The sequence below is a fragment of the Streptomyces sp. NPDC043726 genome (assembly GCF_056436565.1).
The window spans coordinates 322,018-345,473 of sequence record NZ_JBWKCI010000002.1 but is presented as its reverse complement, the minus strand read 5'-3'; the positions used below and the strand labels follow the sequence as shown (position 1 = coordinate 345,473).

Below are 23,456 nucleotides of genomic sequence, written 5' to 3'. Positions count from 1 at the left end.
GGCGTCGGCGATGAGGAGTTCTGATGCGTAGCGTGACCTATTCGATGAGCGTCTCACTGGACGGCTACATCACCGGGCCGGACGGTGGCATCGACTGGACGGTGCCCGCCCCGGATGCCTTTCGCTTCTGGATCGACGAGATCCAGGAGGTCGGCGTCCACCTTCTGGGGCGGCGGCTGTACGAGACGATGCTCTACTGGGAGACCGCCGAACAGGAGCAGTCGCTCGACGACGCCGAGCTCGAGTGGGCCGCGCTCTGGAAGCCGCTGCCCAAGGTGGTGTTCTCCACGACGCTGTCGGAGGTGCAGGGCAGTGCCCGCCTGGCCTCCGGCAGCCTGGCGGAGGAGATCGAGCGGTTGCGCGCCGAGCCGGGTGCGGGCGACATCGCGATCGGCGGCGCGACGCTCGCCGCCGAGGCGGGATCGCTGGGGCTGATCGACGAGTACCGGACCCTCGTCTACCCGGTGCTGGTCGGCGGTGGCACCCCGTACTTCCCCCGTGAGGAGCGCCGCGTGGACCTCGAACTCGTCGAGACCCGCACCTTCAACTCGCAAGTCGTCTACCTCCGCCATCGGGTGAAGCGGTAGGCCACGTCTTTCGGATCATCGCGAACGGCGCGGGCTGAGGCTCGGCGCCGGCGGGGCAAGCGGGGGCGCGGGGCGTGGAGATCCGGCAGATGGCGGTCGCCCGACGTCTCGAACACCTGGCGCGTCGGCATCCGTGCGCTGAGCGCGGGCGTCTTCGGCCGCGCGCTCCTGTCGGCGCGGTACTCCCGCGAGATCACGCCCGTTGCAGCCTTGTCTCGCCCCCGGATGGCCTACTTGGCGGCCCAGTAGCCCAAGTTGTTCCGGTTCCCCTCCGCCGCCCGGCGCATCGCGTCCGGCGATCCCAGCAGTCCGTACGGCAGATACCCGGACCGGACGCCGAGTTCCCACCCATGGACCTGGACGGCGAGGCAGGCCAGGGCGAGGGTGCCGAGCGGGAGGAGGGAGCGGGGCGCGGGATCACCGGCTTCGGCCTCGACGCTCTCCCGGTACGCGATCAGCCGGGCGACGAGGGCGTCCTCGAAGGCGGGCTGGTCGTCGTCGAGGAGTACGCGGAGCAGCCGCTGGTCCGCGCTCAGCGCGTCGCCGACCTCGTCGAGCCGCCGTGCGGCCTCCGCGCGCTCCCCGGCGTCGGGCTTGCGCAGCGGAACCGTCGGCCAGTCGCGGGGCAGATGCCCTGCCGCCTCCGTGAGATACGGGCACAAGGCGTCCATGGCGGCGAGGTCGGCGGGGTCGGAGACGGAGGTGTACCGGTTGTAGGGCACGCCGTCACGGATGGCGGGCGCGTAGTCGCCGCGCAGCAGCAGCCCGGTGACCCGCTCCCAATCCCACACATGCCCGCTGACGACACACATCTCGAACACGTCGAGCCAGGTCCGCGCGGTGGGCGCCTCCCTGACGACGTCCCGGAAGGTGATGGGCCCGTCCCCGAACTCGTCGTCGTCCGGGTCCGTGCTGATCCGCTCCCCGACGAGGGGGAACCGGAGTTCCTGGTCTCCCTCCGGGAAGCACATGATGCTCAGCACTCCGTGCACACACTCCGCGGCGGTGACGGCGACCGTGCCGGCCGCGGCGTCGAGGCCAGGCTCCGTCACCGTTCGCGCGGCGACATGGTCGAGCAGTTCGTCCGCCATGGCCCGGATGAGCGTCGGCGAGATGCTGCCGTACCGCAGCGAGTGCCAACGCGTGTAGGCCCGCCCGTCGATGTCGTCGAGCGCCTCGGCCAACCGCTGTGCGCTGACCTGATGGCATGCCACTTCCCGCACGTGCCCCGTCCCTTCATGAACTCCACGGCTGAACGATCACGTTATCAACGGGCACTGACAGCACTGGAGCCGAGAGAAATGGCCTGGGCCAGGTCACTCGTGAAGGGGAGCAAAACGCCTCCGCGCCAGTTGATTTGACGGCCTGTTAGCGTGCACGGGTGGAAGATCTGGGACTTGTGGCCTGGCCGCCCGCGCCGATAAAGACCAAGCGCCTCGTGCTCCGTGCGCCGTTGGCGCGGGACCGTGCGACGTTCATCGAGCTGCTCGCCTCGCTGGGAGTGTCGTCGTCGAGCTCGACGGGGTGATGATCGGCCAGATCCTGCTCAGAAGGGCAACCGGGCACTGCCGCCCGGCTGCCGCAGGGAAGGCCGACCTCGGCTACCTGTTCCTGCCGCGGGCGTGGGGATTCGGGTACGCGGCCGAGGCGTGCGTGGCCGCACTGGACTGGTTCGACGGTGCCCTTCCCGGCGGAGCCGGTGGTGCTCACCACCCAGCTGCGAAGCTGGGGTTCACCGAGGTGGAGCGGTTCCAGGCCTGGGACGCCGAGCAGTGGCTCGGCATGCGGTCCCCGCTCACGCCGTCCGACTGAGTTCGTAACGGAACCCACGTCTGGGGCTCCCGCACGGGGGGCGTTCATGCGCGAACCCAGCAGCGCCCTCGCTCCCCTGGGCGCTCAGTCCTCGGTGCCTGCGTGGCCCTGGTCCAGGGCGGCGACCTCACCGATCCAGCGCTGCACTTCCTCCACGAAGTCCACCCGGCCGACGTCGTGGTGAGCGGCGACATAGCGCAGGGCCGGCGGTTTGTCGTCCCAGAGTTTCTTGTGCAGCGCCGCCCGACGGAGGTAGATCTCGCAGCCGACGGCGTTGTTGTGGAAGGTCAGCTCCAGCTCCCGCGGTCCCTCGTAGCCGACCCCCCGGGTGAGCAGAAAGCTCTGCCGCAGATAGAGGTAGTACTCGGTGTCCGGGATCGTCGAGTCGACGATCTGGGAGGTCGTGCAGACGTAGCCCGCGGCGGTGAAGGCGTCGAAGACGGCGGTGTGCAGAGGCAGCGCGGCGACGCGCACGGGATCGGCGTCCGTCTGGGCGCTGATGCCCCCTGCCTCGACCTTGGTGTGCAGGGTCAGGGAAACCCCGTGGAATTGCTGCCCGTTCACCTCGGACAGCGGCGTCCCCCACCTGAGCCGCTCGCGGAAGGGCGACCGCCTCTCCTCGCCTTTCTTCAGGGTGAACCAGCCGCTGGCGGCGGTAGAGGTGAACGAGTGGCCCTTGTCCTCGCCGCCGTCGCCCTTGTGGACGCCCAACGGATCGACGAGCGCCTCCAAGTGGATCGACTGCACCTCCACATCACGATCGGGAGCGCGCAGCACCACCTCACCGGTGAGCATCCCTCCCGGTTCGACGGGATCGGACTGGATGACGGTGTCGACTTCGAGCGGTATCTCGCCCTTGTCGCCCCACAGACGCCTGAAGACCATGCGCGCAGGCTAACCGCCCTGGCCTGCGCCCAAAAGATCTTTTCGCCGCTGGCGGAGCCCCGCGTTGGCTGACCACGGCTTACGGGGAGACGGTCGAACACCTCGTGGGTGACGAGCTGTCATGTCCGGTGCCAGCTAAGCGCCTACTCGGCCGGAGAGGCCAACTGGAGCGCTCAGCCAGACCGATGACGTGGGGGCCGAACTTGTCCCGGACGCGGTCCATGGCCGCTTCGGCGGCGAGGCGGTTTTCGCGGGCGTCGTCGAGGGTGATCTGCCGGGCGACCCGGTCTGCGTCGATGAGGTCTTCGCCCTGCAGGGTCAGTGCGGTCAGGCGTCCGCGTTGCAGGCCGGCGCCGTCCAGCAGCCGGTAGGCGATCAGGCGCAGGTCGTCGTCGTGTGCGGACGGCTCGGCCAGGCGACGGCTCTTCTCCCAGGTGGCGCCGCCGGCGAAGGTCAGCCGCAGGGTCAGCGCGCGAGCGGCCTGGCCGCGCCGGCGCAGCAGCGGGCCGAGTCGGCCGACCAGGTGGAGCAGGGCGGCGCGGGCTTCGGGGCCGTCGAGCGTGTGGCGGGGGAAGCGGTGGGTGACGGTCGCGGAGGCGGGCAGGGCGCGGGGGACGACGGGGCGTGGGTCGATGCCGCGGGCGCGGTCTGCGGCCGTTCGCCCGGCGCGGCCGCCCAGCAGGCGCTGCACCGTGGCGGGCGGGACAGCTGCGAGCAGTCCGACGCAGTGGATGCCGTAATCACGCAGGATCTCGGCCTGGCGCGGGCCGATGCCGTGCAGGGCGTCGACGGGGAGTGGTCCCAGCCACCCGCCGACCTCGTCGGGGGCGATGGCCAGGACTCCCCCGGGTTGCGGGACCTGGGCGGAGGCGGTGGCGGCGACGGTGATCGACGGGCCGATGCCGACGCGTACGTCGACGCCGAGCCGGGAGATCGTGCGCACCCGCAGCATCTCGCCCAGTCGGCGGGTGTCCGCGCCGTAGTACCGCAGGGCGCCCTTGAGCTCCACCAGTGCCGCGGTGGGCGGCACGGCCTGTACGACCGGGGACAGTTCCGCCAGCTGCTCCAGGACCTGCCGGTAGGTCTCCTCCGGCAGGCGGTCCGGGCAGCGCACATGCATCACCGTCGACACCTCGTGTGCCGGTGCGTCCGTGGTCACGGCATCCACCTCCCGCTCTCCACGTTATCGAACAGAAAATCGAACACGCGAGGGCGCGAGTGGTGGATCATGAGCATAGAATCAAAAATGTGTTCGATGACCTGCCGCCCGACCTGGACCGCCTGCACACGCTGCGGGTCTGGCACGCCATGTGGCTCAAGCGCATCGATCACAAGATCGCGGCGCTCCAGAAGCGGCAGGCCGAACAGGAACACGGCCGGCGCAGCCGCCCGCAGCCGCCGGAGTGGATCGTCGAACTCGGCATCGGGGACGGACGGCCGCCGGTCGAGGTCCACGCCGGTGACTGCCACATGGCCGGGCCCCGGCGCCGCCCCGTCAGCCGCGACGAGGCGCGTCGGCTGATCGCCGCCGGGCTGCGCGCCTGCGTCCACTGCCAGCCGGACACCCAGCTGCACATCCTCGACTTATCGACCCGGCCTCGGGCCGGGGGCTGATGCTCAGCCGCTCACCCGGTCGGCCAGGCGGCGCAGCAGCGCGGTACGGCCGTGCTCGGGCACCGTCCACAGGGTCTGCCCTCGCACCCCCCAGCCCTCCAGCAGGGCGTTGGCGGCCAGCAGGCCGGTCGTCGCCGCGCGTTCCATCAGCGCCACCGGCAGGTCGGTGCGCACCAGGTCACCGGCGACGACGAGGCCGGGGTGTGGGGTGCGGACGGTGGGGCGGTCGGCGTATCCGCCCACCGGGAAGAGCGGGCAGTCGGCCCGCCATTCGTGGCGGGAGTCGACGACATCGGCCGTGCGGGTCTCCGGGTAGACGCGGTGCAACTGCTCCACGAGCCGCTTCTGTTCGACGTCCCGGGAGGCGTCGGGCGGCAGGGCGTAGGCGTGGAGCTCCACCACGGATCCTCCGGTGCGGGCGGCCCAGCGGGCGGCCTCGTCCTCCCAGCGGTCCAGCACGCTGATGTTGTCGAGCGTGCCGAAGCCGCTGGTGCCCAGAAAGCCCGGCCGGGTACAGGCGACGGGCCGGTCCAGCCAGAGCCGGCTGACCAGGAAGGGAGGAGCGGTGCGCAGGCGGGCGACTCGCTCGCGCCAGGGCGCGTCGCCCAGGCGTTCCGAGCCCGCGACCACCGAGCGCAGACCGGCGGTGTCGAGCGCGAGGACCACCGCGTCGTACCGCCGCTCGGCCCCGCCGGCGGCGACCTCGAAGCCGCCGATCCGGGCGGGCGTGATGTGCTCCACCGTCGTGGCCGTGCGCAGCTCGGCGCCGTGCCGCAGCAGGTAACGGGTCAACGGATCCCACAGGGCCGTGGGGAACGAAGCCCGGGGGACGTCGAACAGCAGGCCCTCGGCCGAGCCGAGGAAGTAGATGTGGAACATCAGCGCCATCTCGGCCGCCGACAGCTGCCTGGGGTCTGCGAAGAAGCTCCGGGAGAACACCTCGAACGCCAGATGGCGGGCGCGCTCGGGGAAGCCGACGGCGTCCAGGAAGTCGTGCGCGCTGGTGTCGTCGAGGCGGGTGTAGATGTCCGGGACACGCACGTCGAGCAGGGGCAGGGCGGCCACCGGGTCCATGGCGGGCAGGTCGCGCAGCCGGAAGGAGCGGCTGCGGGCGACGAACCCCAAAGCGCTCCACGGCGGGGTGCGCGGCACGTGCCGGAAGCTGTCGTGCAGCCCGCTGCCGTGCAGCAGGGGGTAGTCGGGCAGGCCGGTCAGGCGGGCCAGGGCGGGGTCGGTACGGCGCAGCAGTCCGCGGAGGTTGTAGTACTGGCGGAAGAAGGCGTGGAAGCCCCGGCTCATGGCGGTCGTACTGCCGTCGCTCAGCCGGATGCTCCAGCCGCCCACCCGCCCGCCAAGGTAGGGCTCCCGTTCGTACACGGTCACGGCCACACCGCGTTCGGCCAGTGCGGTGGCCGCGGCCAGGCCCGCGATGCCGCCGCCGACCACGGCGACGGCGGGCCGGCCGTCGGCCTTCGGGGCTCCTGGGCGCGGGTGCAGGACGCGGGCGCGGCGGTCCCGGCCGTGGCGGGCGGCGGGCCCGCGCCTCGGGGAGCCGGTCATCGGCGGGGCTCCCCGCGCCGGGCCACGAAGGTATGGGTGATGCCCGTCTGCCAGCCCGGCAGCGGCAGGGCGCGGACCCGGTCGAAGCCTGCCGCGCGGATGCGGGCGGCGAACCGGTCGGCGGTGTCGAAGTCGACGACACTGCGCCACAGATGCCGGTACAGCGCCCCGTCGCCCAGAACGGTCGCCGCGGGCTGGACGATGCCGCGGCACACCAGGGTCCACACCGCCCGGTCGGCGGACCGGCCGCTGAGGGTGTACTCGTGGACGCCCAGCCGGCCGCCCGGCCGCAGCATGTCGAGGGCGGTGGCGAGGACGGCGTCGGGGTCCGCGACGTTGCGGAAGAGGTAGGCGGCGAAGACCGCGTCGAACGGCCCGCTCACCCCGGCGTCGGCCAGATGCTCGGCGGGTGCGTGGACCAGCCTGACGCCGTCCGCCCAGGGCTTGGCGGCGGCCCGGGCCAGCATGCCGGCGGAGGCGTCGACGGCCGTGATGTCGGCGGCGGGCAGGAGCGAGCGGAGGGCGGCCGTGGAGGCGCCCGTTCCGCACCCCAGATCCAGCAGGCGCAGCCCTTCCCCGTGGCCGGGCAGTCCGAGGCGGCGCACCGAGCGCCGCAGATGCGCGTGGTAGCCGGGGTTGACGGCCACGAGCGCGTCGTAGCTGCGGGAGGCATGGTCGAAGGCGGCGGCGAGACGCTCGTCGCGCAGCAGGGTCATCAAGGCTCCGTGAGCTGAGGGGAAAGGGCGGGTCAGCCGGGGGCACGGCGGCGCTCGTGCCGCCGAGGGCGCCATGACGGCGCCGGTCCGGGAGCGGGTGAACAGGGGGCGGAGGGGGGCCGGGCCGTCTCCTTCGCCGCTGTCGAGGATGTACGGCGGCACGACGTCCTCGGGGTGGTCCGCGGGGGCGTCGAGCCGGGGCCCGCTCCGCCTCCTGTTCCCGTCTCGGCTCCTCCTTCCCTCATCTCCCGTGCACCTTGTCCGTGCTTCCCCTGTCGGAGCCCGTTCGGATGCGCTCGCTGAACCATTCGGCGGGCGGGGGCTCGGGCAGGGGCGTCATTCGTGCCTCACTCAGCCGTTCGCCGGGATGCCGTCGTGCCGGTCGGCTGGGACGCGGGCAGGGCCGGTGCCGCCGCGACCGGCAGGGCCGGGGCCGCGGACCTGCCGCGCCGGGCCGCCTTCTCGGGGTGCCTGCGCTGCCAGTAGGGGTTGTCGGGCGGGAGTTTGCTGGAGACCCGGCCGTACATGCCGAAGGTGGCGATCAGCAGGCCCATGACGAAGCTGAAGACCACGTTGGTCATTCCGAAGTCGAGCACGTTGGCGGGCCGGTCCAGGACGAACAGGTGGGCGAAACCGCTCAGCACGAAGAGCGTGCCCACGGTCATGTTGAGCGTGGAGGCGAAGTTGCCGCCGATCACCGCTCCGGCGAGCAGCGCGAAGCCCACGACGGCGGAGATGACGCTGAGGGCGATGTTGGTGGTCATCCCGGCGATGGTGTCGCCCGCCGTGTCGAAGGGCTTGAGGGCGTCGGCGAAGCCGAGGACCGAGAAGGTCAGCAGGATCAGGCCGCACAGGCCGGCGCCGTAGCGGTAGACGGTCGCCAGGTGGTGGTCTACCGGAAGTTCGTCTCGTAGCTTCATGCCCGCAATTCGGCGGTTTGGGACTGTACGGATGCGATTGCCCCGTATGTTCGGGTCCGCTACGCCGGGCCCTCGCGCAGGAGCACGAGTTCCCGGTTCATCTCGGTCAGGAACCGGACGACCACCGCCAGTTCCTCCTCGCTGAACCGTCCGCGCGCCGTGTCGGTACTGCGGGCCAGGGGACGGAAGTAGTCCCGGGCGAGGCCTCGGGCCGCGGGCGCGTAGTGCAGGTGGACCACGCGGCGGTCGTCCACGGCCCGGACCCGCCGTACATGGCCCGCGCGTTCCAGCCGGTCGACGCAGGCGGTCATCGCGCCGGAGGTGAGGTTGAGCTGCCGGCGCAGCCGGCCGGGAGTCATGGGGCCCTCGTCGGGGTCCGCGTCGAGGATGGCGATCAGCGCCTGGACGTCGGTCAGGTGCAGACCCTGAGCCTGGGCGAACTCCTGGGCGATGCGGTTGAACTCGCCGTTCATCCGACGCAGAAGAACGGCGAAGGACTGCAACCCCGTGGGGTCGTCGCGGAGAAGAGGTTGCGAGGGCATGCCAGGAGTGGTCATGACCCAAGTATAAAATCGCTCGATGATTGAGATACTTTACGGTTGACCTATTCCGCTCACTGCTTGGGAAGCTCATGAGAATCGCACCGCGCCTGGCCCGGTGGCTGCTGCCCGTGGTCCTGCTGTCCGTCTGGCTGGGTGTCGGGGGCACGCTCGGCCCCTACGCCGGGAAGCTGGGCGAGGTGGCCACCAACGACCAGGCGGCGTTCCTGCCACGGAGTGCCGAGTCCACTCAAGTGCTCGACGCCCGCGAGGCGTTCGACCAGTCCGAGACCCTGCCCGCCATCGTGGTCTGGACGGCGGACGGGGAACGGATCAGCACCGCCCAGCAGAGCGCCGCCACCCGGGCCATGGCCCAACTCGCCGGACAGCCCGGATTCGTCGGCCGCCCCTCCCCCGCCCTGCCCTCCGAGGACCGTCAGGCGATGCAGGCCGTCGTCCAGCTGGCACCCGACCTGGGCGACGAACTCCCCACGGCCCTCGAAGCCATTCGCAAGGCGGCTGGGGACGTGGACGGCGCCACGGCGCAGATCGCCGGACCGGCGGCGAGCCAGGCCGATCTGTCGGACGCGTTCGCGGGCATCGACGGGCTCCTGCTGGGCGTGGCCCTCGGCGCCGTGCTGCTCATCCTGCTGCTGGTCTACCGCAGCGTCCTGCTCCCGTTCCTGATCATCCTCGGTTCCGTCTTCGCCCTCGGGCTCGCGTGCGCCGTCGTCTACGCGCTGGCCGAGCGGGACATCGTCCGGGTCGACGGCCAGGTCCAGGGCATTCTGTCGATCCTGGTGATCGGCGCCGCCACCGACTACGCCCTGCTGCTCGCCGCGCGCTTCCGCGAGGAACTCGCCGCGAGCGGGGACCGCGCCGCGGCAGCGGTGGCCGCCGTACGCCGCTCTTTCGGAGCGATCACCGCCTCCGCCGCCACCGTGGCCCTCGGGCTGCTGGCCCTGCTCGCCAGTGACCTCACCAACAACCGCGCCCTGGGGCCGGTCGGCGCCATCGGCATCGTGTGTGCCGTCCTGTCCACCCTCACCTTCCTGCCCGCCGTGCTGGCCCTGCTGGGCCGTGCCGCCTACTGGCCGTCCCGGCCGAAGCAGACCGGCACGGCCGGCAGCGGCCTGTGGCGACGGGTCGCCTCGACGGTGGACCGCAAACCGCGCCGGACCTGGGCGGTGACCGCGCTCGTCCTCGCGGGCTTCGCGGCCTTCTCGCCCACCCTGTCCTCCCAGGGCGTGCCCCTCGACGAGACCTTCGTCAACGACGCGCCCTCCGTCGCCGCACAGCGCACGCTCAGCGAGCACTTCCCCGGCGGCTCCGGCAACCCCGCCGTGATCATCGCCGACGCCGACCGCCTCACCCAGGTCGCCGCCGCCGCGCGAAACACCGAGGGAATCGCCTCGGCCGACGCCGTCTCCGCCTCCGGGCGGCCGGGCGCGGGAGAGCCGCTCGTCGTCGACGGACGGGTCCGCATCGACGCCACCCTCACGTCCGCCGCGGACAGCGACGAGGCCAAGACGACCATCGAGCGGCTGCGCGAGAGCGTGCACGCCGTCCCGGGAGCGGAGGCGCTGGTCGGCGGCTACACGGCACAGCAGTACGACACCCAGGAAACGGCGGCCCGGGACGTCGCGGTCATCGTGCCGGTCGTGCTGGCCATCATCCTGCTGATCCTCATGGTGCTGCTGCGCTCCCTGCTCGTCCCCGTGCTGCTGGTCGCGACCGTCGCACTCAACTTCCTGGCCACGCTGGGGGTGTCCGCGCTCGTCTTCGAGCACCTGCTCGGGTTCAGCGGGACGGACGCCTCGGTGCCGCTGTACGGCTTCGTGTTCCTGGTGGCGCTCGGCGTGGACTACAACATCTTCCTGATGTCCCGGGTCCGGGAGGAGGCTCTGCTGCACGGCAACCGGCAGGGAGTCCTGCTCGGGCTCACCACCACCGGCGGGGTGATCACCTCGGCCGGGGTGGTGCTCGCCGCCACCTTCGCGGCCCTGATGGTGATCCCCCTGGCGTTCCTGGTCCAGATCGCGTTCATCGTCGCCTTCGGGGTCCTGCTGGACACCCTCGTGGTGCGGTCGCTGCTGGTGCCCGCGCTGGTCATCGACATCGGCCCCAGGGCGTGGTGGCCCAGCGCCCTGGCCCGCGGACGCGTCGACGCCCCGGAACGGGAGACCCAGCCGGTCTGACGACCGCCGGAATGCCGACGGCCCGGTCCGCGCCTAGCGTGGGCCGGGCGAGTGCCCTCGCGGAGAGGAACTGCCATGCCGCTCACCCGGAGCCCGCTGCACAGCCGTACCGCCGTCGTCACCGGAGCCGCGCGCGGCCTCGGCGCGGGGCTGGCGCGGGACCTGTCCCGCAAGGGCGCGAGGGTGGCGCTGCTCGGCCGTGAGGAACGCACCCTGGCCCAGGTCAGGGACGCCCTCCCGGGCGAGTCGGCGTGCTGGGAGGTCGATGTGACGGACGCCGGAGGCATGCGGCAGGCCGCCGAGGAGATCCGTGCGCGGTTCGGCCCGCCGTCGGTGGTGATCGCCAACGCGGGGGTGGCCGAGGGCGGCCCGTTCGAGGAGGCCGATCTCGTGGTCTGGCGCCGGGTCGTCGAGGTCAACCTCATCGGCAGCGCCGTCACCGCCCACACGTTCCTGCCGGACCTGTACGCCACGCGCGGCTTCTTCCTCCAGGTCGCCTCGCTCGCGTCCATCGCCGCCGCTCCGATGATGAGTTCCTACTGCGCCTCCAAGGCCGGCGTCGAGTCCTTCGCCCACGCGCTGCGGGCCGAGGTCGCCCACCGGCGCGTGGGCGTGGGCATCGCCTACATCAACTGGACGGACACCGACATGGTCCGCGACGCCGACGAGCACGCCGTACTGCGCGAACTGCGGGGCCACATGCCGCCGCCCGCGCGCAAGGTCTACCCCGTCGACCACGTCGCCGGGCGGCTCGTCACCGCCGTGGAACGGCGCCGCCCGTCCGTCTACGTGCCCGGCTGGCTGCGGTCCACGCAACTGGTGCGCGCGGCGATGCCGGCGGTCGTCACGATGCTCTCGCGCCGCGAACTGCCGCGGCTGGCCGCCGCGGAACCGTTCACCGCCACGGGACTGCTCGGCGAGGGCGGCCGGGCCGACCAGGCCGGTACCCAGTCCGTCGAACGGCAGGCGCGATAGCGGGCACAAGGCGGCGGGCGCCTCGGCATCCGCCTGCGGGGCCGCCCACAAACTGACCGCCGGGCCCCCTTCGCGGCCGAGCGGCCCACCGACTCCGCACGGCGCCGACGACACACCTGGCGGCCGACTTCACGCCGTCCCCGACTACGACAGGACGGACCACCAACTCCACGCCACCCCGACGACACGACTGGCGGCCGACTCCACGCCACCCCTGACGACACGACGGACCACCGACTCCGCACGGCGCCGACGACACAACTGGCGGCCGACTTCACGCCGCCCCCGACGACACGACGGACCACCGACTCCACGCCACCCCGGCAACACAACTGGCCACCGACTCCACGCCGCCCCCATGACACGGTCGGCCCGCATCCGGAGGCGGCGGTTCGGGCGAAGTGGTCGTATGAGCACCTGGGCGTGGCCGTTTCCGCGCCGTGGTGCACGGCTGCCGGGCGAGAGAGCGTGGAGGGCGGGTATGGGTACGGACCGGCACGGCACGGAAGGGCCGCTGCGCTGTCTGGTGACCGGGGCGTCCGGGTACATCGGCGGGCGTCTCGTGCCGGACCTGCTGGAGGCGGGGTTCCAGGTGCGGTGTCTGGCGCGTTCGCCGGGCAAGCTGCGTGACCATCCCTGGGCGGGGGACGTCGAGACGGTCCGGGGCGACGTCACCGACGCGGAGTCGGTCGCCGCCGCCCTGCGCGACGTCGATGTCGCCTACTACCTGGTGCACGCCCTGGGCGGGGGCCCGGGATTCGAGGACACCGACCGCCGGGCGGCCCGGATCTTCGCCGAACAGGCGCACGCCGCCGGTGTGCGCCGGATCGTCTACCTCGGCGGGCTCACCCCGCGAGACGTCCCCGAGCGGTCGCTCTCACCGCATCTGCGCTCCCGGGCCGAAGTGGGCCGCATCTTCCTGGACGCGCCGGTGCCCGCCGCCGTCCTGCGCGCCGCGGTCGTGATCGGGTCGGGCTCGGCCTCCTTCGAGATGCTGCGCTACCTCACCGAACGCCTGCCCGTCATGGTCACCCCCAGCTGGGTCCACACCCGCACCCAGCCCATCGGAGTGCGCGACGTACTGCGCTACCTCGTCGGCTGCGCCACCCTGCCCGACGACGTCGACCGGGCCTTCGACATCGGCGGACCCGACGTCCTCACCTACCGGGACATGATGTGCCGCTACGCCTCGGTCGCCGGACTGCCCCGGCGGCTCATCGTGCCGGTCCCCGTCCTGACGCCACGGCTGTCCAGCCACTGGGTCGGCCTGGTCACCCCGGTGCCCGCCTCCCTCGCCCGGCCGCTGACCGAGTCGTTGCGGCACGAGGTCGTCTGCCAGGAACACGACATCGCCCGCTACGTGCCCGACCTTCCGGGCCGCCCCCAGCCCTTCGACGAGGCGCTGTCCCTGGCGCTGCGGCGGGTCCGGGAGGCTCAGGTCGCCACCCGCTGGTCCTCCGCCGCCGTCCCGGGAGCGCCCAGCGACCCGCTGCCCACCGACCCGGACTGGGCCGGCGGCAGCCTCTACGAGGACGAGCGGCGGCTTCCGGTCGACGCGCCCCGGGAAGCCCTGTGGAAGGTGATCGAGGGCATCGGCGGTGACAACGGCTGGTACTCCTTCCCGCTGGCCTGGGCCGTGCGGGGCTGGCTCGACCGGTTCGTCGGCGGGGTCGGTCTGCGCCGGGGGCGGCGCGACGCCGAACGCCTACGGGTCGGCGACTCGCTGGACTTCTGGCGGGTCGAGGAGATCGAGCCCGGACGGCTGTTGCGGCTGCGAGCGGAGATGCGGCTGCCCGGACTGGCCTGGCTGGAGATGTACACCGAGACCGACGCCGAGGGCCGCACCCGCTACCGGCAACGCGCGCTCTTCCATCCCCGCGGTCTGCTGGGCCACGCCTACTGGTGGTCCGTCTCCCCCTTCCACGCCCTCGTCTTCGGCGGCATGGCCCGCAACATCACCCAGGCCGCCGCCAAGGGCATGAGCGCGCGCCGGGATCCGTACGGCGCCTCCCGCATCCGACGACCGCGCCGCGGCGGAAGTGTGCGGCAGTAGAACGCTCCCGCATCGCACCATCTGGAGTTTCCATGACCGTCGCGGTCGTCCTGTACACGTCGGACCTGCGCGTGCACGACCACCCGCCGCTGCGCGCCGCCGTCGAGGCGGCGGACGAGGTCGTCCCGCTGTTCGTCCGCGACCCCGGCGTCCACGCGACCGGCTTCGACGCGCCCAACCGCTGCGCCTTCCTCGCCGACTGCCTGACCGACCTCGACGCCGCGCTGCGCCGACGCGGCGGACGGCTCGTCGTGCGCTCGGGACCGGTCGTCCGCCAGGTCCGCGCTGTCGCCGCCGAATGCGGGGCGACGGAAGTGCACATGGCGGCCGGCATCACCGGATACGCCCAGCGCCGGGAGGAACAGCTGCGCGACGGCCTGCGCCGGCAGGGAGCGGAGCTGCACGTCCACGACACCGTGATCACCGCCGTCGCCCCCGGCGCGGTGACGCCCACCGGCGGCGACCACTACGCCGTCTTCACCCCGTACTTCCGGCGGTGGTCGCAGGAGCGCCTGCGCGACATCTGCCCCGCGCCCCGGACCGTCCGCGTTCCCGACGGCGTGAGCGGCGAGTCACTGCCTCCCCAGGACAAGACCGGCCTGTCACCGGGCCTTCCCGCCGGCGGCGAGGGACCCGGACGCGAAAGGCTCTCCCGGTGGCTCCGCGATGACCTGGCCGATTACGAGGAGCGGCACGACGACCTGCCGGGCGACGCGACCTCGCGGCTGTCGCCCTACCTCCACTTCGGTGCCCTCTCGCCGGTGGAGCTCGTCCACCGCGCCCGTACGCGCGGCGGGCCCGGCGCGGAGGCCTTCGTACGGCAGCTGTGCTGGCGGGACTTCCACCACCAGGTCCTGGCCGCCCGGCCCGACGCCTCCGTCCGGGACTACCGCGGCCGCGACGACGAGTGGCGGTCCGAGAAGGACGCGGCCGAGGACATCGCAGCGTGGCGGGACGGCCGTACCGGCTACCCGGTCGTCGACGCGGCCATGCGCCAGCTGCGCCACGAGGGCTGGATGCACAACCGGGCCCGGCTGCTGACGGCGAGCTTCCTCACCAAGACCCTGTACGTCGACTGGCGGATCGGCGCCCGGCACTTCCTGGATCTGCTGGTGGACGGCGACATCGTCAACAACCAGCTCAACTGGCAGTGGGTCGCCGGAACCGGCACCGACACCCGTCCCCACCGCGTCCTCAACCCGGTCGTCCAGGGCAAGCGGTTCGACCCGCAAGGGGAGTACGTCCGGCGCTGGGTGCCGGAGTTGCGGCACGTCGGGGGCGGTCGCGTGCACGAACCGTGGCGGCTGCCGGAGGACGAGCGGGGCGACTATCCCGCGCCCATGATCGACCTCGGGGACGGTCTGGCGCGGTTCAAGCACGCGCGGGGCCGGAACTGACGGAAGGAACACCCGTGCACTGGCTCTTCGGTGACCAACTGGGACCTCACTTCCTGTGTCCCGGCGACGACGGCGGCCCCGGCCGTGACACCCCGGTGCTGATGATCGAGGCCCGGTCGGTGCTCCGGCGCCGGCGCTTCCACCGGGCCAAGGCACACCTGGTGCTGTCCGCCATGCGCCACCGGGCGGCCGAACTCGGCGACCGGGTCACCTACGTCCGCGCCGACACCTACCGGGAGGGCCTGTCCCGGGCGGCGGGCCGCGACCCGGTGACGGTCCACCACCCCACCTCGTACGCCGCCCTGCGGCTGGTGCGCTCCCTGCCCCGGGTCACCCTCGGTCCCGCGCGCGGATTCCTGGTGCCGATGGCCGACTTCAGCGCGTGGGCGGACGGCCGGGGCGGGCAGCGGCTGCGTCAGGAGGACTTCTACCGCTGGGTCCGCCGCGGCCACGACCTGCTCATGGACGGCGACCAGCCCGCCGGCGGCCGCTGGAACCTCGACCACGACAACCGGCAGCCCCCGCCGCGTGACGCCGACGTTCTCCCGGTCGGCCGCCCCTACCGGCCACGGGAGGACGAGATCGACGCGGAGGTCCGCCGCGACCTCGACCGGTGGGAGAAGGACGGCGACGTGAGCTTCGTCGGGCGCGACGGACCACGTCTGTTCCCCGCCACCCGCACCGAGGCAAGGGCGGCGCTGCGGCGCTTCGTCGAGCACCGGCTGACCACCTTCGGTCCCTACGAGGACGCCATGCTCGCCGCCGACCCCGTCATGAGCCACAGCCTGCTCTCCTCCTCGCTCAACCTGGGCCTGCTCGACCCCGCCGAGTGCGTCGAGCAGGCGGAGGCCGCGTGGCGGGCCGGGCAGGCGCCGCTGAACAGCGTGGAGGGCTTCGTACGCCAGATCGCCGGCTGGCGCGAGTACGTGTGGCAGCTCTACTGGTACTTCGGCGAGGATTACCGGCACAGCAACGCGCTGCGGCACACCGCGCCGCTGCCGGACTGGTGGAGCGACCTGGACGCGGACGCCGTCCGGGCCCGCTGTCTGCGTACGGTCCTGGCGCAGGTGCGGGACACCGGCTGGACGCACCACATCCCCCGGCTGCTCGTCCTCGGCAGCCACGCCCTCCAACGGGGCTGGGACCCGGCCGCGGTCACCGACTGGTTCCACCGGTGCTTCGTGGACGGCTACGACTGGGTGATGGTGCCCAACGTCGTCGGCATGTCCCAGTACGCCGACGGCGGCCGTATGACCACCAAGCCGTACACCTCCGGCGGTGCCTACCTGAACCGGATGAGCGACCTGTGCGGTCCCTGCGTCTACCGCCCCGGCGACCGGACCGGCGAGCACGCGTGCCCGTACACCGCGGGCTACTGGACCTTCATCGACCGCCATCGCGACCGGCTCGCCCACCAGCACCGCACCGCCCAGGCCGTACGACAGCTCGACCGGCTCGGTGATCTGGCGGACGTCCTGGAGCAGGAGCGCGTACGGCAGGACGCACCCCCGTGATGGGTGCATCCACTCCGGCGCACTCGGCAGAAGCCGTGGTGTGCAGATGACCAAGGGTGAAAAGGGGCTGTGCATGCTGGGACTGCGGCCGGCGGCGACCGAGGCGGCACAGGTCGTCGACGCCGGGCTCACCGCTCGCGAGGCGACCGACGCCGTGGGGGCGGTGCTGGAGGACTGGCTCGCCGCTGCCCTCGACCGCGCGCACGGTACGGACCCGTTGTTCGCCCGTGAGGTGGCTTCACGCGTCCGCGACTTCGTCCTGCGCGGCGGGAAACGGCTGCGCACGGCGTTCGCCTGGTGCGGCTGGCGGGCCGCGGGCGGCTCGGGGGATCCCTCGGCCGTGCTGCGCACCGGCGCCGCCCTCGAACTGCTCCAGGCGTGCGCGCTCATACACGACGACGTGATGGACCAGTCGGTGCTGCGCCGCGGGGCACCCGCCGTGCACGTCGACTTCGCCCGCGCGCACTGGGCCGCGGGCATGTCCGGGCGTGCCGAGTGGTTCGGCACGTCCGCCGCCGTACTCGCCGGTGATCTGGCGCTGGCCTGGGCGGACGACCTCCTGACGGAGACGGCGCTCGCGTCGCCGCACGGCGCCTCGCTGCACCGGCAATGGCAGGCCATGCGCGGCGAGATGGTGGCCGGACAGTACCGCGACCTCCACGCGCAGGCGGCTCGCTCGTCCCGTACGGACGAAGCCCTGGCCGTCGCCACCCTGAAGAGCGCCCTGTACACCGTGGCGCGTCCGCTGGCCTTGGGGGCCGCGCTGACCGGGGCCGACGCCCGCACGCTGGACGCGCTGTACGCCGCCGGCCGGTGCGCGGGACTGGCGTTCCAGCTGCGGGACGATCTGCTGGGCGCCTTCGGTGACCCGGTGCGCACCGGCAAGCCGGCCGAGGACGACCTGCGCTCCCGCAAGCTGACCTATCTCCTCGCCGTCGGTGTGGAGCTCGCCGAGGTCCGCGGGGACCGGCTGGCCGCAGCCCACCTCCGCGCGGGCACCGGAACCACGGTGGAGCGGATGCGCGCGGCACTCGAACGCGTGGGCGCCCGGGAGACCGTGGAGGCGAAGATCGCGGAGCTCGCGGGCACGAGCCTGCGGCACTTCGAGGCGACCGGCGCCGAACCCGCCGTACGACGGGAGTTCGCCGCCCTCGTGCAGCGGGCCACGGGCTCGGTCGTCCCTCTCGGCGGGGAGGGCGCATGAGGACGGTGGCGGGACCGACCGACCACGTCGTCGTCGTGGGCGCCGGGCTGTCCGGCCTCGCCTGCGCCCTGCACCTGCTGGGCGCGGGCCGCCGGGTCACCGTCGTGGAACGCGACGCCGGGCCGGGCGGCCGGGCCGGACGGGTGCGCCTGGGCGGTTACGAGGTGGACACCGGGCCGACGGTGCTGACCATGCCGCACCTGGCCGACGAGGCGTTCGCCGCCGTCGGCGACAGCCTCGCCCGCAGGGTCGAGCTGATGCCCCTGCACCCCGCCTACCGGGCGGACTTCGCGGACGGAACCTCGCTCGACGTGCACACCGACGGCGGGTCGATGGAGGAGGAGGTCCGCCGGTTCGCCGGGCCCGCGGAGGCGGCGGGCTACCGCAGGCTGCGGGACTGGCTGACCCGGCTGTACGCCGCGCAGATGCGGCGCTTCATCGACGCCAACTTCGACTCGCCCGTCCAGCTGCTCCACCCCGATCTGGCCCGGCTGGCCGCGCTCGGCGGCTTCGGGCGGCTGGACCGGCAGATCGGCCGCTTCCTCACCGACTCGCGTCTGCGCCGGGTCTTCTCCTTCCAGGCGCTGTACGCGGGAGTCGCCCCCGCCAGGGCGCTGGCGGCCTACGCGGTGATCGCCTACATGGACACCGTCGCCGGTGTCTGGTTCCCCAAGGGCGGCATGCACGCCGTCCCCCGCGCCATGGCGGACGCCGCCGCGGACGCTGGAGCGGACCTGCGGTTCTCGGCGGAGGTCGGCTCGCTGGAACGCTCCGCGGGCCGGGTTCGCGCCGTTCGGCTGACCTCCGGCGAGCGCGTCCCCTGCGACGCGGTGGTGCTCAGCTGCGAACTCCCCGCCGCGTACGGCCTGCTGGGAGGTGCGCCCCGCCGGCCGGTACCGCTCAGCCACTCCCCCTCGGCGGTGATCCTGCACGCCGGGGGCGACCGCACCTGGCCCCGGCTCGCCCACCACACGCTCTCCTTCGGTACGGCGTGGGAGCGCACCTTCGAGGAACTGACCCGCTCGGGAACGCTGATGAGCGACCCCTCCCTGCTGATCACCCGGCCGACGACCCACGACGCCTCCCTGGCCCCGCCCGGCCGCCACCTGCACTACGTGCTCGCCCCCTGCCCCAACACCACCGTCGGCCCCACGGCCGCCGCCTGGCGCGACCTCGGCCCGCGCTACCGGGACAGCCTGCTCGCCGAACTCGAGCGCCGCGGGCTGGACGGATTCGCGGCGAGCGTCGAGGAGGAGCTGCTGGTGACACCGCTGGACTGGACGGCCTACGGCCACGCGGCGGGCAGCCCGTTCTCGGTCTCCCACCGGTTCGCCCAGACCGGACCGTTCCGGCCCCGCAACGTGGTCCGCGGCTGGGACAACGTAGTGCTGGCCGGGTGCGGAACCACTCCGGGTGTCGGGGTCCCGACCGTGCTCGTCAGCGGCAAGCTCGCCGCCGCCCGCATCACCGGCGGCAGCGCCCGCCCGGCCCTCCGCCCCGCCCTCGGCAGGCAGCGATGACCACCCGTGAACTGGATGCCGCGGGCATCACCGACCCCGCCCTCCGCGCCGCCTACGCCCATTGCCGACAGCTCAACGCCCGCCACGGCAAGAGCTACTTCCTCGCCACCCGGCTGCTGCCGCTGGAACGCCGCTCGGCGGTGCACGCCCTGTACGGGTTCGCCCGCTGGGCGGACGACGTCGTGGACGACCTCGACCTGGTCTGGACACCGGACGAACGCGACCGGCTCCTCAAGTGCCTCGACGACGACCTCGCCACGGCCCTGCGCTCGGGCACCGCCCACGAACCGGTGGTGCGAGCCGTGGCCGACACCGCCGACCGGTACGGCATCGACCACACGCTCTTCGCCGACTTCCTCACCTCGATGCGCACCGACCTGACCGTCACCGACTACGCCACCTACGCAGACCTGCGCACCTACATGCACGGTTCGGCCGCGGTGATCGGACTGCAGATGCTCCCGGTGCTGGGGACGGTCGTGCCCCGGGCTGAGGCGGCACCCCACGCGGCAGCCCTCGGCGAGGCCTTCCAGCTCACCAACTTCCTCCGGGACGTCGGCGAGGACCTGGACCGGGGCCGCGTCTACCTGCCGGCGGACCTGCTGGCCGCGCACGGCGTGGACCGGCCGCTGCTGGAGTGGAGCCGCCGCACGGGGCGCCGCGACCCGCGCATCCGCGCCGCCCTCGTCGCCGCCGAGGCCCTGACCAGGGAGGTGTACCGCAGGGCGAGACCCGGCATCGCGATGCTCGACCCGCGGGTACGCCCCTGCATCCGCACCGCGTTCATCCTCTACGGCGGCATCCTCGACGCCATCGCGGACCAGGACTACTCGGTGCTGCAGCGCCGTGCGGTGGTGTCGCGCAAGCGCCGTGCCGCCATCGCCGCCGCCGGTGCCGTCCAGGTGCTCGGTGCCCGCCGATGCGCCCGCGGTCGCCGCACGGCCGACGGCGCGGCACTCCTGGAGAAGGGAAACAGGACGTGACCAAGGACAGGAACGGCGGCCGGTGGACGTCGCCGCTGCGGCGACGGCACGGCGCCCCCGACTGGGCCGCGCAGAAACCGACCTGGCGCGACGCGCGGCCCGCGCTGATCGCCGACGCCCTCAAGCGGGCGTCGGCCCGTCCGTCCGGCAACTGGTTCGTCGTCGGCGCCTCGCGGGACGTGCGCGCGGGCGGGCGCCCGTACGGCACGACGGTGAGCGGCCTGGAAGTGGTGCTGTGGCGCTCCGAGACGGGAGACCTGCGGGCCGGTCCGGGCGCCTGCCCGCACCTGGGCGCTCCCCTGCGCGACAGCCGGGTGGTGTGCGGAACCCTGGTGTGCCACTGGCACGGACTGGCCCTCGACAGCACCCCGTACGCCGGCTGGAGCCCCTATCCCGTGCATGACGACGGGGTGCTGGTGTGGGTGCGGCTGGACGCGGCGGGCGGTGAGGTCCCGTCGGAGCGTCCCGTGGTCCCGGCCCGCCCAGCGCCGGGACGAGGGCTGGACTCGGTGTTCACGGCGGTGGGCCGGTGCGAGCCGCAGGACGTCGTCGCCAACCGGCTCGACCCGTGGCACGGCTCCTGGTTCCACCCGTACTCGTTCGTCGACCTGAAGGTGGTCCGGGAGCCGGAGGGAGCCGAGGACGACGCGTTCGTCGTCGACGTCTCCTTCCGCGTGACAGGCCGGCTGGTGGTGCCGGTACAAGCCGAGTTCACCGCGCCGGAGCCGCGCACGGTCGTCATGCGCATCACCGAGGGCGAGGGCGCCACGTCCGTGGTGGAGACGCACGCCACCCCCCTGACCGGGGAGGGCGACGAACGGCCCCGGACAGCGGTGATCGAGGCGGTCGTCGCCGCCTCGGACCGGCGGGGCTTCGCACTGGCCCGGGCCGCCGCTCCCCTGCTGCGGCCGGTGCTGCGCGGGACGGCCGGCCGCCTGTGGCGCGACGACATGGCGTACGCCGAACGCCGCTGGGCCCTGCGCAGCACCGGGCGATTCCCGGGGTGAGCCGACGGTCCTCACGGGCCGGGTGAGCCGACGGCCCCTCGCCTCAGGTCCGGTGGCGGGGCAGGAAGGGGAGTTCGAGGGCGGTGCGCAGCATGGGAGCGACGGGGACGCGCAGTCCGACGCCGAAGTCCTCCCGGAGCGTGGTGCCACCGTCCAGGAAGCGCAGCAGGCGTTCGCCGGGGACACGGCTGAACAGCCCGGTGAAGAAGGCGGGTCCGTCGATCCGCCCGGTGTCCAGCGCCCGCAGGAACACCGCGTCCATCGCCAGCGAGCGCCAGGAGTGCGGTGCGGGCGCGACGGCCCGCCCCTCGCGCAGAGCGGCGGCGATGACGCGGCTCTGACGCTGGACGGCGGCGAAGGTGTAGCCGGTCGAGGGGCGAGTGGCGCCCCCTGCCGTGCCGATACGGAAGACGGACGCGCCGACCCGGCGGGGGAACCGGGCGTCGGTCATGGGGATGACGCCCTGTTCCGCGCCCTCCACAGCGAACGCGCCGAGCCCCAGGACCTTTCGGCAGTAGTGACCGAGCGCCGCTTCATACGCCTCGGTCGTCAGCGCGGCCCGGGAGAACTCGGTGTACTCCACCAGTGCCCGGTCCCGGGCCAGGGGGAGCACGTAGCCGAAGGCCAGCCCGTGGCGCGGCTGCGGGACCCGGAAGTCCATCAGGTCGGCGACCGCGGGATCGAAGCGGTCCGCGTCCGTCCGTACGAACCAGCCACGGAAATGCTGGAGCAGCACGGTACGGGCCGGAGGCAGGGCGCGAGGCGGGCGGGAGTCGAACACGTGGCGGGCCCGCAGGGTCAGTCGCCGGCCGTCGGGTGCGGTGCAGCGGACCTCGGCGCCGTCGGTCACGTCGCGGACGTCGTCGGCCGTCGCGCGCAGCAGGCGTGCGCCGGGCGTGCGCGCCAGCCGGGCGTGCACCAGCTCCTCGAACCGCGTGGACCGCAGCATCCGGTAGCGCAGGGGCGCCGGGTCGACGGTGATGGCGGTGCCGTCGGCGCCGTGCACCCGGAGCCGGGACCAGGAGGCGGTGATCGCCTCCTCGAACTCGCGGGGCTCTTCGTCCCAGTAGCACCAGGTGCGTTCGGGCGGCCTCGTCGGTCCGTCCGGCGGCTCGACCACGGTGACGCGCGGTCCGCCCTCGCCCACCAGCCGGCGCGCGAGGCTCAGTCCGGCCGCCCCGCCTCCCACGACGACCACGTCGCAGGCGTCCGCCGCTCCTCCCACGCCGCCGCTCACCTGGCCTGCCGCTCGACCACGGGGACGCCGTCCGGCGCCGTGCGCACGAGTTCGGCGTCCGACCCGAGTGCGTCCACCACGGCCTCGACGACCCTGCCGGGGTCCGCTCCCGGCGGCAACGGCGGCGCCGTCCCGGCCACCGCCCGGTCGGCGAAACCGGTGCTCAGATGGCCCGGCCGGATGTCCAGCACCCGCACCCCGGCGCCGCGCGCCTCACGGCGCACGGCGTCGAGCCACGCGCACAGGGCGGCCTTGGAGGCGCTGTAGTCGGCCATCGCGGGCTGCGGCCGGTCGGCCACCACCCCGGTGAAGGCGGCGATCGCCGAGCCGGGAGCCAGCACACCCAGTGCGGAACGGAAGAACGCGGCGGGCGCGAGGAAGTTGACGGCCATCAGATGCTCGGCGACCTCGTCACCGACCTCGCCCGCCCGGCCGAAGGCGACGCAGCCGAAGGCGGTGACGACGGCGTCCAGGCCCCCCAGTTCGGCGGCGGAGTGCTGCACCGCACGCGCGCAGGAGCCGGGGTCGTACGCGTCGAAGACCACGGTGGGAACTCCCGGATGGGTCCGGGCGAGGTGGGCCAGGCGGTGCCGGTCACGTCCGGCGGCCACCACGTGTGCTCCTCGACGGCTCAGCTCGGCGGTGAGAGCACCGCCGAGCACGCCGGTGGCCCCGGCCACCAGGACACGTGCGCCATTGATGTCCACGACTCGCTCCACATCGCCAGGTCCGGGC

At 73.2% G+C, this 23,456-nt stretch carries 20 protein-coding genes and 1 pseudogene; 12 read left to right on the top strand and 9 right to left on the bottom strand.

Annotated elements, in window-relative coordinates:
• The first annotated feature begins 23 nt into the window (after positions 1-23).
• On the top strand, positions 24-587 hold the full coding sequence (locus AC068Z_RS06275; RefSeq protein ID WP_478552827.1) for a dihydrofolate reductase family protein: 564 nt from the start codon (positions 24-26) through the stop codon (positions 585-587).
• Between the two features lie 230 nt (positions 588-817).
• On the opposite strand, the gene AC068Z_RS06270 is transcribed toward AC068Z_RS06275, so the two are convergent.
• Entirely contained in the window at positions 818-1,810 is a 993-nt protein-coding gene (locus AC068Z_RS06270) for an immunity 49 family protein (protein ID WP_478552825.1), read from the bottom strand.
• 158 nt (positions 1,811-1,968) lie between these two features.
• On the opposite strand from AC068Z_RS06270, the pseudogene AC068Z_RS06265 reads away from it, so the two are divergent.
• Positions 1,969-2,399, top strand: a pseudogene (locus AC068Z_RS06265) (GNAT family N-acetyltransferase).
• 84 nt (positions 2,400-2,483) lie between these two features.
• Here the strand turns inward: AC068Z_RS06265 and AC068Z_RS06260 are convergent.
• Positions 2,484-3,284 (bottom strand): sporulation protein, encoded by an 801-nt coding sequence (locus tag AC068Z_RS06260; protein WP_478552823.1) that lies wholly within the window; start codon positions 3,282-3,284, stop codon positions 2,484-2,486.
• A gap of 79 nt (positions 3,285-3,363) precedes the next feature.
• The gene (locus AC068Z_RS06255) at positions 3,364-4,404 is read right to left on the bottom strand and encodes a DNA polymerase Y family protein (RefSeq protein WP_478553733.1); all 1,041 of its coding nucleotides are present in this window, start codon (positions 4,402-4,404) and stop codon (positions 3,364-3,366) included.
• A gap of 128 nt (positions 4,405-4,532) precedes the next feature.
• On the opposite strand from AC068Z_RS06255, the gene AC068Z_RS06250 reads away from it, so the two are divergent.
• Positions 4,533-4,898: a DUF6233 domain-containing protein gene (locus AC068Z_RS06250; RefSeq protein WP_478552821.1), complete on the top strand. Its 366-nt coding sequence runs from the start codon at positions 4,533-4,535 to the stop codon at positions 4,896-4,898.
• Positions 4,899-4,901: 3 nt separating this feature from the next.
• On the opposite strand, the gene AC068Z_RS06245 is transcribed toward AC068Z_RS06250, so the two are convergent.
• From AC068Z_RS06245 to AC068Z_RS06230, 4 genes are all read right to left on the bottom strand, one after another.
• The gene (locus AC068Z_RS06245; RefSeq protein WP_478552819.1) at positions 4,902-6,458 is read right to left on the bottom strand and encodes an FAD-dependent oxidoreductase; all 1,557 of its coding nucleotides are present in this window, start codon (positions 6,456-6,458) and stop codon (positions 4,902-4,904) included.
• Complete coding sequence (locus tag AC068Z_RS06240; RefSeq protein ID WP_478552817.1) at positions 6,455-7,174, bottom strand: class I SAM-dependent methyltransferase; 720 nt, start codon at positions 7,172-7,174, stop codon at positions 6,455-6,457. The genes AC068Z_RS06245 and AC068Z_RS06240 overlap by 4 nt, the downstream gene beginning before the upstream one ends.
• A 347-nt stretch (positions 7,175-7,521) precedes the next feature.
• A complete protein-coding gene (locus tag AC068Z_RS06235) occupies positions 7,522-8,094 on the bottom strand; it encodes a DUF4383 domain-containing protein (RefSeq protein ID WP_478552815.1) in 573 nt (190 codons plus the stop codon).
• A gap of 59 nt (positions 8,095-8,153) precedes the next feature.
• Positions 8,154-8,651, bottom strand: a complete 498-nt coding sequence (locus AC068Z_RS06230) for a MarR family winged helix-turn-helix transcriptional regulator (protein WP_478552813.1) — start codon at positions 8,649-8,651, stop codon at positions 8,154-8,156.
• Between the two features lie 74 nt (positions 8,652-8,725).
• On the opposite strand from AC068Z_RS06230, the gene AC068Z_RS06225 reads away from it, so the two are divergent.
• The 9 genes from AC068Z_RS06225 (at position 8,726) to AC068Z_RS06185 (ending at position 21,484) form a co-directional block, all read left to right on the top strand.
• Positions 8,726-10,831: an MMPL family transporter gene (locus AC068Z_RS06225; RefSeq protein WP_478552811.1), complete on the top strand. Its 2,106-nt coding sequence runs from the start codon at positions 8,726-8,728 to the stop codon at positions 10,829-10,831.
• A gap of 75 nt (positions 10,832-10,906) precedes the next feature.
• Positions 10,907-11,806 carry an SDR family oxidoreductase gene (locus tag AC068Z_RS06220; protein ID WP_478552809.1) on the top strand — a complete coding sequence of 300 codons (900 nt, stop codon included), beginning with the start codon at positions 10,907-10,909 and terminating at the stop codon, positions 11,804-11,806.
• 481 nt (positions 11,807-12,287) lie between these two features.
• Entirely contained in the window at positions 12,288-13,859 is a 1,572-nt protein-coding gene (locus AC068Z_RS06215) for an SDR family oxidoreductase (protein WP_478552807.1), read from the top strand.
• A 32-nt stretch (positions 13,860-13,891) separates the two neighbouring features.
• Positions 13,892-15,256 (top strand): cryptochrome/photolyase family protein, encoded by a 1,365-nt coding sequence (locus AC068Z_RS06210; protein ID WP_478552805.1) that lies wholly within the window; start codon positions 13,892-13,894, stop codon positions 15,254-15,256.
• Between the two features lie 14 nt (positions 15,257-15,270).
• Entirely contained in the window at positions 15,271-16,770 is a 1,500-nt protein-coding gene (locus AC068Z_RS06205; protein WP_478552803.1) for a cryptochrome/photolyase family protein, read from the top strand.
• Between the two features lie 73 nt (positions 16,771-16,843).
• Entirely contained in the window at positions 16,844-17,974 is a 1,131-nt protein-coding gene (locus tag AC068Z_RS06200; protein WP_478553731.1) for a polyprenyl synthetase family protein, read from the top strand.
• Complete coding sequence (crtI, locus tag AC068Z_RS06195) at positions 17,971-19,494, top strand: phytoene desaturase family protein (RefSeq protein WP_478552801.1); 1,524 nt, start codon at positions 17,971-17,973, stop codon at positions 19,492-19,494. Before AC068Z_RS06200 ends, crtI begins: the two co-directional genes overlap by 4 nt.
• A complete protein-coding gene (locus AC068Z_RS06190; RefSeq protein ID WP_478552799.1) occupies positions 19,491-20,477 on the top strand; it encodes a phytoene/squalene synthase family protein in 987 nt (328 codons plus the stop codon). The genes crtI and AC068Z_RS06190 overlap by 4 nt, the downstream gene beginning before the upstream one ends.
• Positions 20,474-21,484, top strand: a complete 1,011-nt coding sequence (locus tag AC068Z_RS06185; RefSeq protein WP_478552797.1) for a Rieske (2Fe-2S) protein — start codon at positions 20,474-20,476, stop codon at positions 21,482-21,484. The genes AC068Z_RS06190 and AC068Z_RS06185 overlap by 4 nt, the downstream gene beginning before the upstream one ends.
• 43 nt (positions 21,485-21,527) lie before the next feature.
• On the opposite strand, the gene AC068Z_RS06180 is transcribed toward AC068Z_RS06185, so the two are convergent.
• Both AC068Z_RS06180 and AC068Z_RS06175 read right to left on the bottom strand, forming a co-directional pair.
• Positions 21,528-22,709 carry a lycopene cyclase family protein gene (locus AC068Z_RS06180; protein ID WP_478552795.1) on the bottom strand — a complete coding sequence of 394 codons (1,182 nt, stop codon included), beginning with the start codon at positions 22,707-22,709 and terminating at the stop codon, positions 21,528-21,530.
• A gap of 8 nt (positions 22,710-22,717) precedes the next feature.
• Positions 22,718-23,428: an SDR family NAD(P)-dependent oxidoreductase gene (locus AC068Z_RS06175; protein WP_478552793.1), complete on the bottom strand. Its 711-nt coding sequence runs from the start codon at positions 23,426-23,428 to the stop codon at positions 22,718-22,720.
• Between the last annotated feature and the right edge of the window lie 28 nt (positions 23,429-23,456).

What these genes read in the sequence shown, in the direction of transcription:
- AC068Z_RS06210 (WP_478552805.1), top strand. Translation starts at nt 13,892, where the DNA reads ATGACCGTCGCGGTCGTCCTGTACACGTCGGACCTGCGCGTGCACGAC.
- AC068Z_RS06200 (WP_478553731.1), top strand. Translation starts at nt 16,844, where the DNA reads ATGCTGGGACTGCGGCCGGCGGCGACCGAGGCGGCACAGGTCGTCGAC.
- AC068Z_RS06255 (WP_478553733.1), bottom strand. Translation starts at nt 4,404, where the DNA reads ATGCATGTGCGCTGCCCGGACCGCCTGCCGGAGGAGACCTACCGGCAG.
- AC068Z_RS06190 (WP_478552799.1), top strand. Translation starts at nt 19,491, where the DNA reads ATGACCACCCGTGAACTGGATGCCGCGGGCATCACCGACCCCGCCCTC.
- crtI (WP_478552801.1), top strand. Translation starts at nt 17,971, where the DNA reads ATGAGGACGGTGGCGGGACCGACCGACCACGTCGTCGTCGTGGGCGCC.
- AC068Z_RS06225 (WP_478552811.1), top strand. Translation starts at nt 8,726, where the DNA reads ATGAGAATCGCACCGCGCCTGGCCCGGTGGCTGCTGCCCGTGGTCCTG.
- AC068Z_RS06220 (WP_478552809.1), top strand. Translation starts at nt 10,907, where the DNA reads ATGCCGCTCACCCGGAGCCCGCTGCACAGCCGTACCGCCGTCGTCACC.
- AC068Z_RS06275 (WP_478552827.1), top strand. Translation starts at nt 24, where the DNA reads ATGCGTAGCGTGACCTATTCGATGAGCGTCTCACTGGACGGCTACATC.
- AC068Z_RS06240 (WP_478552817.1), bottom strand. Translation starts at nt 7,174, where the DNA reads ATGACCCTGCTGCGCGACGAGCGTCTCGCCGCCGCCTTCGACCATGCC.
- AC068Z_RS06215 (WP_478552807.1), top strand. Translation starts at nt 12,288, where the DNA reads ATGGGTACGGACCGGCACGGCACGGAAGGGCCGCTGCGCTGTCTGGTG.
- AC068Z_RS06260 (WP_478552823.1), bottom strand. Translation starts at nt 3,284, where the DNA reads ATGGTCTTCAGGCGTCTGTGGGGCGACAAGGGCGAGATACCGCTCGAA.
- AC068Z_RS06230 (WP_478552813.1), bottom strand. Translation starts at nt 8,651, where the DNA reads ATGACCACTCCTGGCATGCCCTCGCAACCTCTTCTCCGCGACGACCCC.
- AC068Z_RS06235 (WP_478552815.1), bottom strand. Translation starts at nt 8,094, where the DNA reads ATGAAGCTACGAGACGAACTTCCGGTAGACCACCACCTGGCGACCGTC.
- AC068Z_RS06245 (WP_478552819.1), bottom strand. Translation starts at nt 6,458, where the DNA reads ATGACCGGCTCCCCGAGGCGCGGGCCCGCCGCCCGCCACGGCCGGGAC.